This window comes from Mesorhizobium sp. M1396 (assembly GCF_040317725.1).
Taxonomy (GTDB): Bacteria; Pseudomonadota; Alphaproteobacteria; order Rhizobiales; family Rhizobiaceae; genus Mesorhizobium.
This window is the reverse complement of sequence record NZ_JAMYLA010000065.1, coordinates 1-14,071: the sequence shown is the minus strand read 5'-3', so window position 1 is coordinate 14,071 and position 14,071 is coordinate 1. Positions and strand designations below refer to the sequence as shown.

Here is a 14,071-nt window from a genome sequence, read left to right as displayed (position 1 = left end):
TCTGGCTCGGCTGGAAGGGTACATCACGCATCACCCAGATAGGATTTGATGGTCTCGATAAAACGCGGCACCGAGATCGGCTTCGAAATATAGGCCTCGCAGCCACCCTGGCGGATGCGCTCCTCGTCGCCCTTCATCGCGAAGGCGGTCACCGCGATGACCGGGATGACGTGCAACTCGTCGTCCTCCTTCAGCCATTTGGTCACCTCCAGCCCCGACACTTCAGGCAGCTGGATATCCATCAGGATGAGATCCGGCCGGTGCTGGCGCGCCAGATCGAGCGCTTCCAGACCATTGCGGGTGCGCACGGTCTCGTAACCGCTTGCCTCGATGAGGTCCCGAAAGAGCTTCATGTTGAGCTCATTGTCCTCGACGATCATGACCTTCTTCGGCATCGATATCCCGTCCCGGTCGTCCTTCCGCTCGAAGGCGACCGTCATGCACCCAAGTCCAGACGCACCAAACTCTGCTTCACTTTACGGCAATATCATTGACGAAACGGAAATCCGCGGCTGGAAAACAGCGCGAATTCCACTCCGTCCCCCGCGCGTCCAAAGGGCGCGCCACGCTCTAATGGCTTGCCGCAACCAACTCTTGCCATTACTGCGGGAGAGACTCATTCCACACACCGAAGGTAGTGATGGCAAACGCAGCGTCAATGCGCGAAGAGGCGGAAACCGTTGCCGTGAAGGCCCTGGGCTTCGTCGCCTCCGATCCGGAGTTGTTGCCCCGCTTTCTGGCAATCACCGGCATAGAGGCGCATTCGATCCGCAAAGCCGCCAGCGAGCCGGGTTTCCTGGCCGGTGTCCTGCAGTTCATTCTCGCCCACGAGCCGACGCTGATGCGCTTTGCCGAGGAAACCGGCACGCCGCCGGCTGCCGTCGGCAAGGCCTTGCGGGCGCTGCCGCTAGGCGACGACAACCACGAGCATTCCATATGAGCGATGATCCTGAAACCGCGCGCCAGATCGAGGAACTGGTGGCTGACGACCGCCCGCTGCTGGTGCTTGACGTCGACGACGTCTTGCTCGAATTCATCCGCCCGTTTCCGAATTTTCTCAGGGCGCGCGGCTATGGCCTCACGCTGGCTTCCTTTCAGCTGACCGGCAACATCGCCGAAACGGCGAGCGGCCGCCTGATCGAACAGCCTGAAGTCACCGCACTTCTGGGTGACTTCTTCGACGCGCAGGCCGACTGGCAGAGCATCACGGAAGGTGCTGCGGAAGCCTTGGCCGAGCTCGGCGACCGCGCGCAAATCATCTTGCTTACGGCTATGCCGCATAGGCACCGGGCCGTGCGACGCGCCCATCTCGATGCTCTCGGCGTTACCTATCCGCTTCTGACCACGGAAATGGCCAAGGGGCCGGCGGTGGCCAAGCTTCGCGGCAAGACCGGCCGGCCGGTCGTCTTCGTTGACGATCAGCCGCGCAACCTGGCGTCGGTACAGAATGCGGTCGCCGATGCCGAGCTGTTCCATTTGATGGCTGACAATTCGCTGCGCGCATTCCTGCCGCCAGTCCCGGATGACGTCATCGTCGTACAGGATTGGCGTGAAGCCGCCCCGAAGATCACGAGCGCGCTGGGGCTCTAAAGCCCCGGCCCTCATGGCTTCAGTTTCGCTCCTGCCCCGCCGCTGTCGTCTCCGCTGTCATCGTCCCCGCCGTCACCATCATCCACACTGTCGTCGACGGCCGGATCGGCGGGCTTCAGCATGACGCCGTTGACGGTAACCGAACCATCGGCCTTGGCGTTGACGACCCATTCCAGCCGGCCATCGGGCAGTGCCTTGCCAAAACCTTTCGCCATGAGCGCAACGGGCACATATTGCGCCACCTCCGGTTCCGACTTTGCCGCCTCCTGCAGGCCTTCGATCATCTTGTCGAAGCCGGTGACATCGACCGTCACGTTTCCTTCGGGCTTTTCGCCGGGGAACGTCATCTCGCCCTCCAGCGCGATCTCCGTGTCCTTGTTCTTCACGGTGCTGTGGCCGAGCACGACCTTCGGCGTCTTGGCCATGAAGTCGGCTTTGAGCTGCTCGCCGAATTCAGGCGACAGCGGCGGATCCTGATTAAGATCAAAGGCTTCGATTGCCTTCTTCGCCATGCTGTCGAGATCGATATTGGCGCCGCCGAAGGTCAGGTCGATATCGGTGGGCATCAGCGCGACGCTCCAACTCGGCAGAAGCTGCGGCGGCACGGTCAGCCCCGATGCCTTGATGCCATAGGTGATTTTACCGCTCTGGGCGACACCGTCGGTGCCGAACACGGTGGAGAGCTGGGTGGCGCCGAAATTGCCGACCGGGCTTTCCACCGCGAAATCCTTGAAGCCGTAGGTTCCCTCCACACGGTCCCAAAGCGGCAATGCGGCGCGCAGAAGCGATTTGAGTTGCGCCTGGTTGGCCTTCAGCATTGCCTCGTTCTCATTGGCCACCGCAAATGCCAGGAGATCAAGCAACGGCTTTGTCCGCACGCCCTTGCCGCTGGCTTCAACCGACAGTTCCGGCGACCTGATGGTGACCGGGAATTTCAGCCCGCTCTCGGGATCGTCGAAATTGATCGCCTCGACAAAACTCGACACCTTTTGCGAGCTTGTGAAATCGACGCCGCCGGTCGCGGACTTGCTCGCGGCAATAGTCGCGGTGCCGGCCCCAGTGCTGGCTTCCATATGCTGCTTGGTATCCTTCGATACCATCGTCATGCCGGCGAAGGAGCTGGTGCCGCTGGTAAAAGCCGCCAGATTGGGATCGTAGACGCCCGAACCCTTGCCGTCCTTGATCGAAAACCGCGTGCTTTGCAGCCCCTCGGGCCCGTTGAACTCGAAGGAAGCGCTTTGCGAAAAGTCCATCGAGACATCCCAGGACCCATCGCTGCGCGGTTTGACCATCAGCGCATAGGGCGCGAAGTCGAATTTCACCAGCTTCTGGTCCGGAAACGATCCGGCAAGTGCCTTGAAATCAAACAGGATCTTGTAGGCATCGCCTTCGAGCGAAACCTTCACAATGCCTTTGTCGATCGCCTCCTTGCCGACATAGCGGGACAAGTCGTCGGACAATTGCTTCGCACCCTGGCTGTCGACGGTCTGACCGAAAGCAGGTGCACTCAACGCAAGGAGGAAAACGAATGGCAGGGCACGGTTCACGCGAATTCTCCGTTTTGGCGTAATGCATGTACCCAAAAGTGGGCCCCGGTTTTGGGAGAATGACATGCATAAACAAACAACCTAAAGCGCATGCGCTTTAGAAGGAACGTCCGTCTGGTATGAAATTACCGCTGCAACCGCAAGGTGAGATCGACCAAGCCACCCCGCGGAACGCCTCATCAAAGCACCAGTCGCATTAGTGGCCGACCCGCCTTGCGTTCCACAAGCCTCTCGAAACCGGCCTTCTCGAAGACTCGCGACGAGCCGACGAACAGGCCGATCGAACGCGAATCGCGAGACAGGTCTATCGGGCAGGCCTCGACCAGCCGGGCGCCGTTCTGGCGGGCGAAATCGATGCCGCCTTCGACCAGGCGGTGCGTTATACCCCTGCCGCGCGCCTTGCTGCGAATGAAGAAGCAGGAGATCGCCCAGACGGCCGGATCCGCGGCGTCGGTGGGATCGACCGGCGCCGATCCCCTGCCCTGATTGTTCCATTCGGGTACGTCGGCGCGTGGCCCGATCTGCATCCAGCCGACCGCCTGACCGTCCTCGAATGCCAGCAGACCCGGCGGCGGGCCGGCTTCGATGCGCGCCTTGATGTGGTCTTTGTTGCGTTCCCGGCTGCTTTCGCGGCGCACCGCCGGGGTCAGCCGGAAATGCGTGCACCAACAGCCATAGCAGGCGCCCTGCTTGCCGAAGAGGTCCTCGAAATCCGCCCATAGCGCGGGCGTCAACGGCGCTATGGTCGCGCTCATGCGTTCTCCCCAGACCACCCTTGTCGCTGGTCTTGCGCTGTCGTAGTATTGCGTTTGTTCTCTTTATGTTCCCACAAATGGCGGCTCCTGTCAACAATCCCCACCACGGCTTTTGCCGCGACTGTCTGACATTTCAGCGCAGTGAGACGCGCCGCTGCGAGCGCTGCGGCAGCCCCCGGCTTGCGCGTCATCCCGAGCTTTACCGGCTGCATCTGGCCCATATCGATTGCGATGCCTTCTACGCGGCGATCGAGAAGCGCGACAATCCGGCGCTCAAGGACAAGCCGTTGATCATCGGCGGCGGCAAGCGCGGCGTTGTCTCCACCGCTTGCTACATTGCCCGCATCCAGGGCGTGCGCTCGGCCATGCCGATGTTCAAGGCGCTCGAAGCCTGCCCCGAGGCGGTCGTCATCAGCCCCAACATGGAAAAATACGTGCGTGTCGGCCGCGAGGTGCGCGCCATGATGCAGGCCCTGACGCCGCTGGTCGAGCCGCTGTCGATCGACGAGGCATTTCTCGACCTCGCCGGCACCGAACGGCTGCACGGCCTGCCGCCGGCGGTGGTGCTGGCACGCTTTGCGTTGGCGGTCGAGAAGGAGATCGGCATCACCGTTTCGGCCGGCCTGTCCTATTGCAAGTTCCTCGCCAAGATAGCCTCCGACTTCCGCAAGCCGCGCGGCTTCTCGGTTATCGGCGAGGCCGAGGCGGTCGGCTTCCTGGCGGTGCAGCCGGTGACCATGATCTGGGGCGTCGGCAAGGCGTTCAACGCCACGCTGGAGCGCGACGGCATCCGCACCATCGGCCAGCTTCAGAAAATGGATCGTGGCGACCTGATGCGCCGCTACGGCACGATGGGCGACCGGCTCTACCGGCTTTCGCGTGGCGAGGACGTCCGTCGCGTCGACCCCGACCAGGACGCCAAGAGCGTATCGGCCGAAACCACCTTCGACACCGACATCGCTTCGCTGGAAGAGCTGGTCGCGGTGCTGAGGGGCCTTTCGGAAAAGGTCTCGGCGCGGCTGAAGAAATCCGGCATTGCCGGGCGCACCGTGGTGCTGAAGCTGAAGACCCAGGATTTCAAGCTGCGCACCCGTAACCGCCAGCTCGGCGACCCGACCCGGCTCGCCGACCGCATCTTTCAGACCGGAGTGGAGCTTCTGCGCAAGGAAACCGATGGCACGAAATATCGGCTGCTCGGCATCGGCGTCAGCGATCTCTCGGACGACGACAAGGCCGATCCGCCCGATCTGGTCGACGTCCAGTCGCGCAAGCGCGCCATGGCCGAAGGCGCCATCGATGCCCTGCGCGACAAGTTCGGCCGCAAGGCGGTGGAAACCGGCTACACATTCGGCAAGGGCCGTGATGCCCACCCGCCGGAGCCCCTTGAGGAGTGACGCCGCATATCGCTGTGTTGAGTTTCAACTGCGCTGCAGGTCTATCCTGCTCGTCACCACGCTCTTGCCGGTTTTCGGATCGGTGTCGGTGACAGTCAGCCGCATGCCGTTCTCGCCGCGTTTCTCGACCCTCATCTGTGCCCTTCGGTCACCATTGACCTCCTTGGCCCAGCGGATGCCGAGATTGATCGCGTTGCCGGAGCGGCTGCCGTTGAGTTGCGCCGGCCCGGTACGAGAACCGACATAGGTGCCGCTATATTTGGCACCGCTGGCTTTCAGATCCGCGCTGATGGCGCGCGTCACCACAATCAGTCCGCGGCACTTGCCGTCGAGCGACAATGAGGTCGACGTCGCGTTCGACTTGAAGTTACAAGACACATTCACCGTTGGCGCGTCCGTGGTCACCTTGACGATACCCTTGCCGGCGAAATCGCCCCTGAACGACTGGAGAAATTTGGCCTCGTCGGCATGCGCGGCGCCTGCCGCAACCAACAGACATCCAGCAAGGCCGAATTGCGCGAATAATCTCATCGAAACTCTCCTTGTCGATCTCGAAAAAGGTGGGACAGTTCACAACCCAGACACGGCTGGCTATCGAAGGCTCAACGCCCCTTGCCGTTTGAGGTTCCGCCCGCAACATGACTGTTTTGCAACATCCAGCCTGTTGCGACTGGCCCAGCAGAATGCAGCGGCTAGCGATTGCGGCAGAAGCCTTGGCCTGCGACACAACCGGCATGGTACCTACCCCCTCGATTCCAAAGGCCGCGTTCTGGATGGCGCTGTCGATCGCCTCGTTCCTGGCGATGTCGGTCGCCGGCCGCGCCACGACGGCCGAGCTCAACGTCTTCCAGGTGCTGGAGCTGCGCTCGGTGATCGGTTTTTTGATCCTCCTGCCGCTGGTGATGATGAGCGGCGGCTTTCCAGCCATGCGCACGCGGCGCCCCGTCGCCCATATCGCCCGCAACGTCATCCACTATACCGGCCAGGCGGCCTGGCTCTACGCGCTGACGCTGATCCCGCTGGCCGTGCTGATCTCGATCGAATTCACCACGCCAATCTGGACGGCTATCCTGGCAGTGATTTTTCTCGGCGAAAGGCTCTCGCGACCAAAGCTTGCGGCGATCGTGCTGGGACTGATCGGCGTGGTGATCATCGTGCGCCCCGGAGTCGGCTCGGTCGATCCGGGACACCTCGTCGTGCTCGGTGCCGCGGTCTGCTTCGGTATCTCCGTGGTGATGGTCAAGTCGCTGACGCGGACGGACAGCGTCGTGCGCATCATCTTCTGGATGCTGATCATCCAGTCGGTGGTCGGCCTCGTTCCGGCGCTCTATACGTGGCGCAATCCGCCGCTGGAGCTGTGGCCCTGGATAGTGCTGATCGCCTTCACCGGCATGTCGTCGCATTTCTGCATGGCCCGCGCGCTTGGCTATGCCGACGCGACCGTCATTTCGCCGATGGATTTCCTGCGCGTGCCGCTGTCGGCGCTGATCGGCTGGCTGCTCTATAGCGAGCAGATCGACGCCTTCACCGCCGGCGGCGCGCTGCTGATCCTGATGGGCAATCTGCTCAATCTTCAGCGAAGGACGATGAGGCCGGCCGACGTGGCGGCGTCATAACACCCCGCTGGTCAGTTTCCCTCGTCGGTATGTTTGAGAAGATGGCCGCTTGGAACCGCGAAGCGGCCGGCGTGCGCCCATGATAGAGCTTGCGCAGCCTGTCGCGCAGGCGCGTCATTGCCGGACTCTCTTGCAACCCTTCTTGTCCGCCGCTTTCATGACGATTGGGATGGCGTCCGCGGCGGGAACCGACCGGCGGACTGCCAGCCCGAAAGTGCGGTGGTCACACCAGCTCCACTTCGACCACGCCCGGCACCGCTCGCATCGCCGAGGCGATCTGTGGGGAGATCCGGTAGCGGTTCGGCAGCTCGATCTCAATCTCCCCCTCGCCTTCTTCCTTGATCAAAACGAAGCTCACCTGGCCTTCGCCCCTGACGGCAAGCTGTCCAGCCAGCGTGTTGATCGGCGAGGCGTTGCGCACGAAAATGCGCAGCGCCTTCTGGACGCGGCTTGCCTCGTCCTCTAGCGATTGTACCGAGTTGATGCGCAAATTGACGCCTTCCGGCCTGTCCTCGGCCGCAACGGTGATAACGACGGAGCGGCCGGCTTCGAGCAGGTCGCGATATTGCGCCAGCCCTTCCGAAAACAGCACGGCTTCATACTGGCCGGACGTATCGGAAAAGGCGATAACGCCCATCTTGTTGCCGGTACGCGTCTTGCGCTCCTGCTTGGATGTTACCGTGCCGGCCAGACGGCCGGCGGCGGCACCGCGCTTGACGGCCGCCGAAAACTCGGCCCACGTCTGCACCCGCATCTTCTGCAGGGCCGCCTTGTACTCGTCGAGCGGGTGCGCCGAGAGATAGAAGCCGACCACCTGGAATTCACGGTGCAGCCGGTCGGCGGCGAGCCATGGCTCCGTCGCCGGCAGATTAAGTGCCTGCGACTGGGCGCCGAGTGAGGCGCCGAAAATGTCATGCTGTCCGGAAACCGCGTTCTGCTGCGCCAGCGACGCCAGCCCCATCATGCGTTCCACGCCCGCCATCATCGAAGCGCGGTCGTGACCGAAGCAGTCGAGCGCGCCGGCCATGATCAGGCTTTCGAAGACGCGCTTGCCGACGATTTTCGGATCGACCCGCTCGCAGAAATCGGCGAGGTTCTTGAACGGCTTTTCGCCACGCTGGGCAACGATGTGCTCCACCGCCGCGTCGCCGACGCCCTTGAGCGCGGCCAGCGAATAGTAGATGCGGTTCTCACCGACCTCGAACGGACGAAAACTCGATATCACCGACGGCGCCAGAACCTCGATGCCGAGGCGCAGCGCATCCTGACGGAAATCGGCAAGCTTGTCGGTGTTGCCCATGTCGAGCGTCATCGACGCCGCCAGGAACTCGACCGGATAATGCGCCTTGAGATAGGCGGTCTGATACGAGACGACCGCGTAGGCGGCGGCGTGCGACTTGTTGAAACCATAGTCGGCGAACTTCGCCAGCAGGTCGAAAATGAAGTCGGCTTGCGGCTTGCCGACGCCGCGCTCGACCGCGCCCGAGACGAAGCGCTCGCGCTGCTTGTCCATCTCGGCGCGGATCTTCTTGCCCATGGCGCGGCGCAGCAGGTCGGCTTCGCCGAGCGAGTAGCCGGCAAGTTCCTGCGCGATCTGCATCACCTGTTCCTGGTAGACGATGACGCCTTGCGTCTCCTTCACCAGATGATCGATCTTGGGATGGATCGACGCCATCTCCTCCTCGCCATGCTTGCGGGCGTTGTAGGTCGGTATGTTCTCCATCGGCCCCGGCCGGTAGAGTGCGACCAGAGCGATGATATCCTCGATGCAGTCGGGCCGCATGCCGATCAGCGCCTTGCGCATACCGGCACTTTCCACCTGGAACACGCCGACCACTTCGCCGCGCGACAGCATGGCATAGGTCTCGGGGTCGTCGAGCGGAATGGTCGCCAGGTCGATCTCGATGCCGCGCCGACGGATCAGCTTCACCGCCGTCTCCAGCACGGTCAGCGTCTTCAGGCCGAGAAAGTCGAATTTCACCAGCCCGGCCTGCTCGACATATTTCATGTTGAACTGGGTGACCGGCATGTCCGAGCGCGGATCGCGGTACATCGGCACCAGCTCCGACAACGGCCGGTCGCCGATAACGATGCCGGCGGCGTGCGTGGAGGCATGCCGGTAGAGGCCTTCCAGCTTCTGCGCCATGTCGAGCAGCGTCTGGACGATCGGCTCCCTCTCGGCCTCTTCGGCGAAGCGCGGCTCGTTGGCGATGGCGTCGGCGAGCTTGACCGGATTGGCCGGGTTCTGCGGCACCATCTTGGAGAGCTTGTCGACCTGGCCATAGGGCATCTGCAGCACACGGCCGACGTCGCGCAGCACGGCGCGAGCCTGCAAGGTACCGAAGGTGATGATCTGGCCGACCTGGTCGCGACCGTATTTCTGCTGGACGTAGCGGATGACTTCCTCGCGGCGATCCTGGCAGAAGTCGATGTCGAAGTCGGGCATCGACACGCGGTCGGGATTGAGGAAGCGCTCGAACAGAAGGGAGAAGCGCAACGGATCGATGTCGGTGATGGTCGTCGAATAGGCAACCAGAGAGCCTGCGCCCGAACCACGGCCGGGTCCGACCGGAATGCCCTGTGCCTTGGCCCATTTGATGAAGTCGGCAACGATCAGGAAATAGCCGGGAAACTTCATCTTGGTGATGATGTCGAGCTCGAAATTCAACCGCTCGCGATATCGCTCGACCGTGTAGCCCGCAGTCGGGCCATGCGCGGCCAGCCGCGCATCGAGCCCCTCATGCGCCTGACGGGCCAGCTCGTCGGCTTCCGCCTGCACGGCGGCGTCATTGTCGGCGACATCGCCGCCGGTGAAGCGCGGCAGGATCGGATTGCGGTTCTTCGGATAGTACGAACAGCGCAGTGCGATCTCGACGGTGTTGTCGATCGCTTCCGGCAGATCGGCGAACAGCCGCGCCATATCGGCCTGGCTGCGCAGGAAATTGTCCGGCGACAGCCGGCGGCGATTGTCGGCGGCGACGACAGAGCCCTCGGCGATGGCGATCAGCGCGTCATGCGCGTCATAATCGTCGCGCGCCGAGAAGAACGCCTCGTTGGTGGCGACCAGCGGCAATTCATGGGCATAGGCAAGATCGATCGAGGATTTCTCGATCACCCGATCATAACCCGAAACCCGGTCCAGCTCGACATAAAGCCGGTCGCCGAACATCGACTTGAGGGTCAAAAGCCGTGCCTCGGCCAGATCGCGGCGATCTTCCTTGAGCGCGATGCCGATCGGTCCGCGCGGCCCGCCGCTGAGGCAGATCAACCCGTCACAATAGCCTTGCATCATTTCGGTGGTCAGGTGCACGGCCTCGCCTGGCGGCGTTTCGAGGTAGACGCGGCTGACCAGCCTGACCAGATTGGAATAGCCGGCCTCGGTCGCGGCAAGCAGGACCACCGGCCGCATGTCAGGGCCTTGCCGCCTGCGGTCGCGCTGGCCATCGCTGTTTTCGCCGGAAAATGCGAGCGCGGTCTGGCAGCCGATGATCGGCTGGATGCCCTCCTTCACCGCCTTCTGTGCGAATTCCAGCGCGCCGAACAGATTGTTGGTGTCGGTGACGGCAATGGCGGGAGCTCCGTCCTTGACCGCGTGGGCGACCACCGTGCCGATCTGCAAGGCGCCTTCCAGCAGCGAATAGGCCGAATGCACACGCAGATGGACGAAGGGCCGTGCCGGCGCCTCCGGCCGCGCTGCCGCTATCGCGGCTTCGCGCTTCAGGGGATCGCGGGGAAGTCTGTCATCTGCCATGGTTTTTCGCGCTGCCCGAAGGAACTTGAGTCGGTGGAGATGTATTGTCCGGGACCCGACGATACCAGTCCAGCACAAACCACCGCTGACAACAGGCTTGCCGCCCCCTGCCAAAAGGTCTGTTGAGATTCAGGCGAATTCCATGATCACCGCGTCCACGGCCAGGCTGTCGCCCGGCTTGGCGTTGAGTTTGGAGACGACAAGGTCGCGTTCGGCGCGCAGCACGTTTTCCATCTTCATCGCCTCGACCACCGCCAGCGTCTCGCCGGTCTTCACTTCCTGGCCTACGGCAACGGCAATCGACACGACAAGGCCAGGCATCGGGCAAAGCAGCAGTTTCGACGTGTCCGGCGCCACCTGCTCCGGCATCAGCCTTTCAAGCTCGGCGGTGCGCGGCAGCATGGCGCGCGCGGTCACCGACATGCCCTTCCAGGCGATGCGAAAGCCATTGGCAACCGGCCTGATCTGAGCGGCAACCTTGCGCTTACCGACCGTGCCGCGCCAAATCAGGTCGCCCGGCCGCCAGTCGGATGCAACGGTCAGTGCCTTGCCGCCCTCGATCGACAGATCGACTTCCATGGGGATGGAAATCATGCCCTCGAGGATCGACGCCGACAGATAGTCATCACCGATCTTCACCACCCAGTCCCGCTTTAGCGCTCCCGAATGCGGCGCCAGCCGCCCGCCCAGCCGGTCGAGCCGGTCGCGGCGCAGCAGTTCAACCGCGGTCGCTATCGACGCCAGCACGGCTTTCTCATCGTTATCAGGCACGACAGGCGCGAAGCCGTCGGGATATTCCTCTGATATGAAAGCGGTCGATATCTGCCCTTCCCGCCAGCGCGGATGCTGCATCAGCGCCGCCAGGAACGGAATGTTGTGTTCGATGCCGTCGACGACGAAGCTGTCGAGCGCTTCCGACATGGCATCGATGGCTTCCAGACGCGTCGGCGCCCATGTGCACAGCTTGGCGAGCATTGGATCGTAGAACATCGAGATTTCCGAGCCTTCGGTGACGCCGGTGTCGTTGCGGATGACGACATCGCCGAATTGTCCTTCCTCCGGCGGCAGATAGCGCGTCAGCCGGCCTATCGAGGGCAGGAAATTGCGGTACGGGTCTTCGGCATAGAGCCGGCTTTCCACCGCCCAGCCATTCAGCTTGACGTCGCTTTGCTTGATGGCGAGCTTTTCGCCGGCCGCTATGCGGATCATCTGCTCGACCAGATCGATGCCGGTGACGAGCTCCGTCACCGGGTGCTCGACCTGCAATCGTGTATTCATTTCAAGGAAATAGAAGTTCTTGTCCTTGTCGACGATGAACTCGACCGTGCCGGCGCTCTGATAGTCGACGGCCCTGGCCAGCGCCACGGACTGCTCACCCATGGCCTTGCGCGTCTTGGCGTCGAGGAACGGCGACGGCGCCTCTTCGGCGACCTTCTGGTTGCGGCGCTGGATCGAGCATTCGCGCTCGCCGAGATAGAGCGCGTTGCCATGCGCGTCGGCCAGCACCTGGATTTCGATATGGCGCGGATCGACAACGAATTTCTCGATGAAGACTCGATCATCACCGAACGAGCTCTTGGCTTCCGAGCGCGCCCGGTCGAAGCCGTCGCGCACTTCCGCCTGGCTCCAGGCGATGCGCATACCCTTGCCGCCGCCGCCGGCCGAAGCCTTGATCATCACGGGATAGCCGATCTCGCCCGCGATCTTTTCGGCGTGGTCGGCATTCTCGATGACGCCGAGCCAGCCCGGCACGGTGGAAACCTTGGCGGCGTTGGCGAACTTCTTCGATTCGATCTTGTCGCCCATCGCCTTGATCGCCTTGGGCTTCGGGCCGATGAAAACGATGCCTTCAGCTTCCAGCGCCTCACAGAAGGCCGCCCGCTCGGACAGGAACCCGTAGCCGGGATGCACGGCCTGAGCGCCCGTCTCCTTGCAGGCGGCGATGATCTTTTCAGGCACCAAGTAGCTCTGAGCCGCGGGCGAAGGCCCGATATGCACCGCCTCGTCGGCCATCTCCACATGCACGGCATCGCGATCGGCATCGGAATAGACGGCGACCGTGGCAATGCCCATCTTGCGCGCCGTTCTGATGACACGGCAGGCAATCTCGCCACGATTGGCGATCAGAATCTTGGTGAACATGCGGAATGTCATCCCTCGGGTCGGCCGTTCCTTTTATGGCCTGTGCTTGCAGGGTCAAGCCGACCATGCAAATCACTGCCTTTCAATCGATTTGCGATTCCAATTCATCGCTGTGGCCCAGCCCAGGCACCAGCTTCCAGTTGATCGTGTCGATGAAACCTGAAACCTTGGAAAAAAATTCGCATTGGAGGAATGCCTGATGAAAACGCGTGCCGCAGTCGCAGTCGCCGCCGGAAAGCCGTTGGAGATCATGGAGGTCGACCTCGACGGTCCGCGCGAGGGCGAGGTGCTGGTCGAGATCAAGGCGACCGGCATCTGCCACACCGACGAGTTCACGCTGTCGGGCGCCGACCCCGAAGGCCTGTTTCCGGCGATCCTCGGCCATGAGGGCGCCGGCATCGTCGTCGATGTCGGCAAGGGCGTCACCTCGGTCAAGAAGGGCGATCACGTCATCCCGCTCTACACACCGGAATGCCGGCAGTGCCCGTCCTGCCTGTCGCGAAAAACCAACCTGTGCACGGCAATCCGCGCCACGCAGGGGCAAGGGTTGATGCCCGACGGCTCGTCGCGCTTCTCGATCGGCAAGGACAAGATCTTTCATTACATGGGCTGTTCGACCTTCTCCAACTTCACCGTGCTGCCCGAAATCGCGCTGGCCAAGGTCAATCCGGACGCGCCCTTCGACAAGATCTGCTACATCGGCTGCGGCGTCACCACCGGCATCGGTGCTGTCATCAACACCGCCAAGGTCGAGATCGGCGCGACGGCGATAGTCTTCGGTCTCGGAGGCATTGGCTTGAATGTCATCCAGGGCCTGAAGCTCGCAGGCGCCGACATGATCATCGGCGTCGATTTGAACAACGACAAGAAGGCCTGGGGCGAGAGATTCGGCATGACGCATTTCGTCAACCCGAAGGAGATCGACGGCGATGTCGTGCCTCGCCTCGTCAACATGACCAAGCGCGGCGCCGATCAGATCGGCGGCGCCGACTACACGTTCGACTGCACGGGCAACACCAAGGTGATGCGCCAGGCGCTCGAAGCCTCGCATCGCGGCTGGGGCAAGTCCGTCGTCATCGGCGTCGCCGGTGCCGGCCAGGAAATCTCGACGCGGCCGTTCCAGCTGGTCACCGGCCGCACCTGGATGGGCACTGCCTTCGGCGGCGCGCGCGGCCGCACCGACGTGCCGAGGATCGTCGACTGGTACATGGACGGCAAGATCCAGATCGACCCGATGATCACCCACACGTTGAAGCTCGAGGACATCAACAAGGGT

11 protein-coding genes are annotated in these 14,071 nt (G+C 62.7%); 5 read left to right on the top strand and 6 right to left on the bottom strand.

The features are described 5' to 3' along the window. Positions 1–23: 23 nt before the first annotated feature. Positions 24–440 (bottom strand): response regulator, encoded by a 417-nt coding sequence (locus tag NKH02_RS29805; RefSeq protein ID WP_280948933.1) that lies wholly within the window; start codon positions 438–440, stop codon positions 24–26. 200 nt (positions 441–640) lie between these two features. Between NKH02_RS29805 and NKH02_RS29800 the strand changes: the two genes are divergently transcribed. Both NKH02_RS29800 and NKH02_RS29795 read left to right on the top strand, forming a co-directional pair. Continuing rightward, complete coding sequence (locus tag NKH02_RS29800; RefSeq protein WP_352883237.1) at positions 641–940, top strand: DUF3572 domain-containing protein; 300 nt, start codon at positions 641–643, stop codon at positions 938–940. Then, a complete protein-coding gene (locus NKH02_RS29795) occupies positions 937–1,590 on the top strand; it encodes a hypothetical protein (protein WP_352883236.1) in 654 nt (217 codons plus the stop codon). The genes NKH02_RS29800 and NKH02_RS29795 overlap by 4 nt, the downstream gene beginning before the upstream one ends. Before the next feature lie 11 nt (positions 1,591–1,601). On the opposite strand, the gene NKH02_RS29790 is transcribed toward NKH02_RS29795, so the two are convergent. Together NKH02_RS29790 and NKH02_RS29785 are read right to left on the bottom strand one after the other, a co-directional pair. Beyond that, positions 1,602–3,137, bottom strand: a complete 1,536-nt coding sequence (locus NKH02_RS29790) for a hypothetical protein (RefSeq protein ID WP_352883235.1) — start codon at positions 3,135–3,137, stop codon at positions 1,602–1,604. Positions 3,138–3,316: 179 nt separating this feature from the next. After that, positions 3,317–3,892 carry a GNAT family N-acetyltransferase gene (locus NKH02_RS29785; RefSeq protein ID WP_352883234.1) on the bottom strand — a complete coding sequence of 192 codons (576 nt, stop codon included), beginning with the start codon at positions 3,890–3,892 and terminating at the stop codon, positions 3,317–3,319. 65 nt (positions 3,893–3,957) lie between these two features. Here NKH02_RS29785 and NKH02_RS29780 point away from each other — a divergent pair, with 65 nt between their 5' ends. Then, positions 3,958–5,286, top strand: coding sequence for a DNA polymerase IV (locus tag NKH02_RS29780; protein ID WP_352883233.1), 1,329 nt, complete (start codon positions 3,958–3,960; stop codon positions 5,284–5,286). A 24-nt stretch (positions 5,287–5,310) separates the two neighbouring features. Here the strand turns inward: NKH02_RS29780 and NKH02_RS29775 are convergent, their stop codons facing one another. Then, complete coding sequence (locus tag NKH02_RS29775) at positions 5,311–5,817, bottom strand: hypothetical protein (protein ID WP_352873437.1); 507 nt, start codon at positions 5,815–5,817, stop codon at positions 5,311–5,313. A gap of 203 nt (positions 5,818–6,020) precedes the next feature. Here NKH02_RS29775 and NKH02_RS29770 point away from each other — a divergent pair, with 203 nt between their 5' ends. Further along, positions 6,021–6,902: a DMT family transporter gene (locus NKH02_RS29770; RefSeq protein WP_352883232.1), complete on the top strand. Its 882-nt coding sequence runs from the start codon at positions 6,021–6,023 to the stop codon at positions 6,900–6,902. Positions 6,903–7,125: 223 nt separating this feature from the next. Here the strand turns inward: NKH02_RS29770 and dnaE are convergent, their stop codons facing one another. Then, a complete protein-coding gene (dnaE, locus tag NKH02_RS29765; RefSeq protein ID WP_352883231.1) occupies positions 7,126–10,653 on the bottom strand; it encodes a DNA polymerase III subunit alpha in 3,528 nt (1,175 codons plus the stop codon). Positions 10,654–10,782: 129 nt separating this feature from the next. Then, positions 10,783–12,795, bottom strand: a complete 2,013-nt coding sequence (locus NKH02_RS29760) for an acetyl-CoA carboxylase biotin carboxylase subunit (RefSeq protein WP_352883230.1) — start codon at positions 12,793–12,795, stop codon at positions 10,783–10,785. A 199-nt stretch (positions 12,796–12,994) separates the two neighbouring features. On the opposite strand from NKH02_RS29760, the gene NKH02_RS29755 reads away from it, so the two are divergent. After that, on the top strand, positions 12,995–14,071 hold a 1,077-nt coding region (locus NKH02_RS29755; protein ID WP_352883229.1), incomplete at its 3' end, for an S-(hydroxymethyl)glutathione dehydrogenase/class III alcohol dehydrogenase.

Bases quoted from the DNA above. Each gene is read 5' to 3' on its own strand.
- dnaE (WP_352883231.1), bottom strand. From the start codon at position 10,653: ATGGCAGATGACAGACTTCCCCGCGATCCCCTGAAGCGCGAAGCCGCG.
- NKH02_RS29785 (WP_352883234.1), bottom strand. From the start codon at position 3,892: ATGAGCGCGACCATAGCGCCGTTGACGCCCGCGCTATGGGCGGATTTC.
- NKH02_RS29760 (WP_352883230.1), bottom strand. From the start codon at position 12,795: ATGTTCACCAAGATTCTGATCGCCAATCGTGGCGAGATTGCCTGCCGT.
- NKH02_RS29775 (WP_352873437.1), bottom strand. From the start codon at position 5,817: ATGAGATTATTCGCGCAATTCGGCCTTGCTGGATGTCTGTTGGTTGCG.
- NKH02_RS29770 (WP_352883232.1), top strand. From the start codon at position 6,021: ATGGTACCTACCCCCTCGATTCCAAAGGCCGCGTTCTGGATGGCGCTG.
- NKH02_RS29800 (WP_352883237.1), top strand. From the start codon at position 641: ATGGCAAACGCAGCGTCAATGCGCGAAGAGGCGGAAACCGTTGCCGTG.
- NKH02_RS29780 (WP_352883233.1), top strand. From the start codon at position 3,958: ATGTTCCCACAAATGGCGGCTCCTGTCAACAATCCCCACCACGGCTTT.
- NKH02_RS29795 (WP_352883236.1), top strand. From the start codon at position 937: ATGAGCGATGATCCTGAAACCGCGCGCCAGATCGAGGAACTGGTGGCT.
- NKH02_RS29805 (WP_280948933.1), bottom strand. From the start codon at position 440: ATGACGGTCGCCTTCGAGCGGAAGGACGACCGGGACGGGATATCGATG.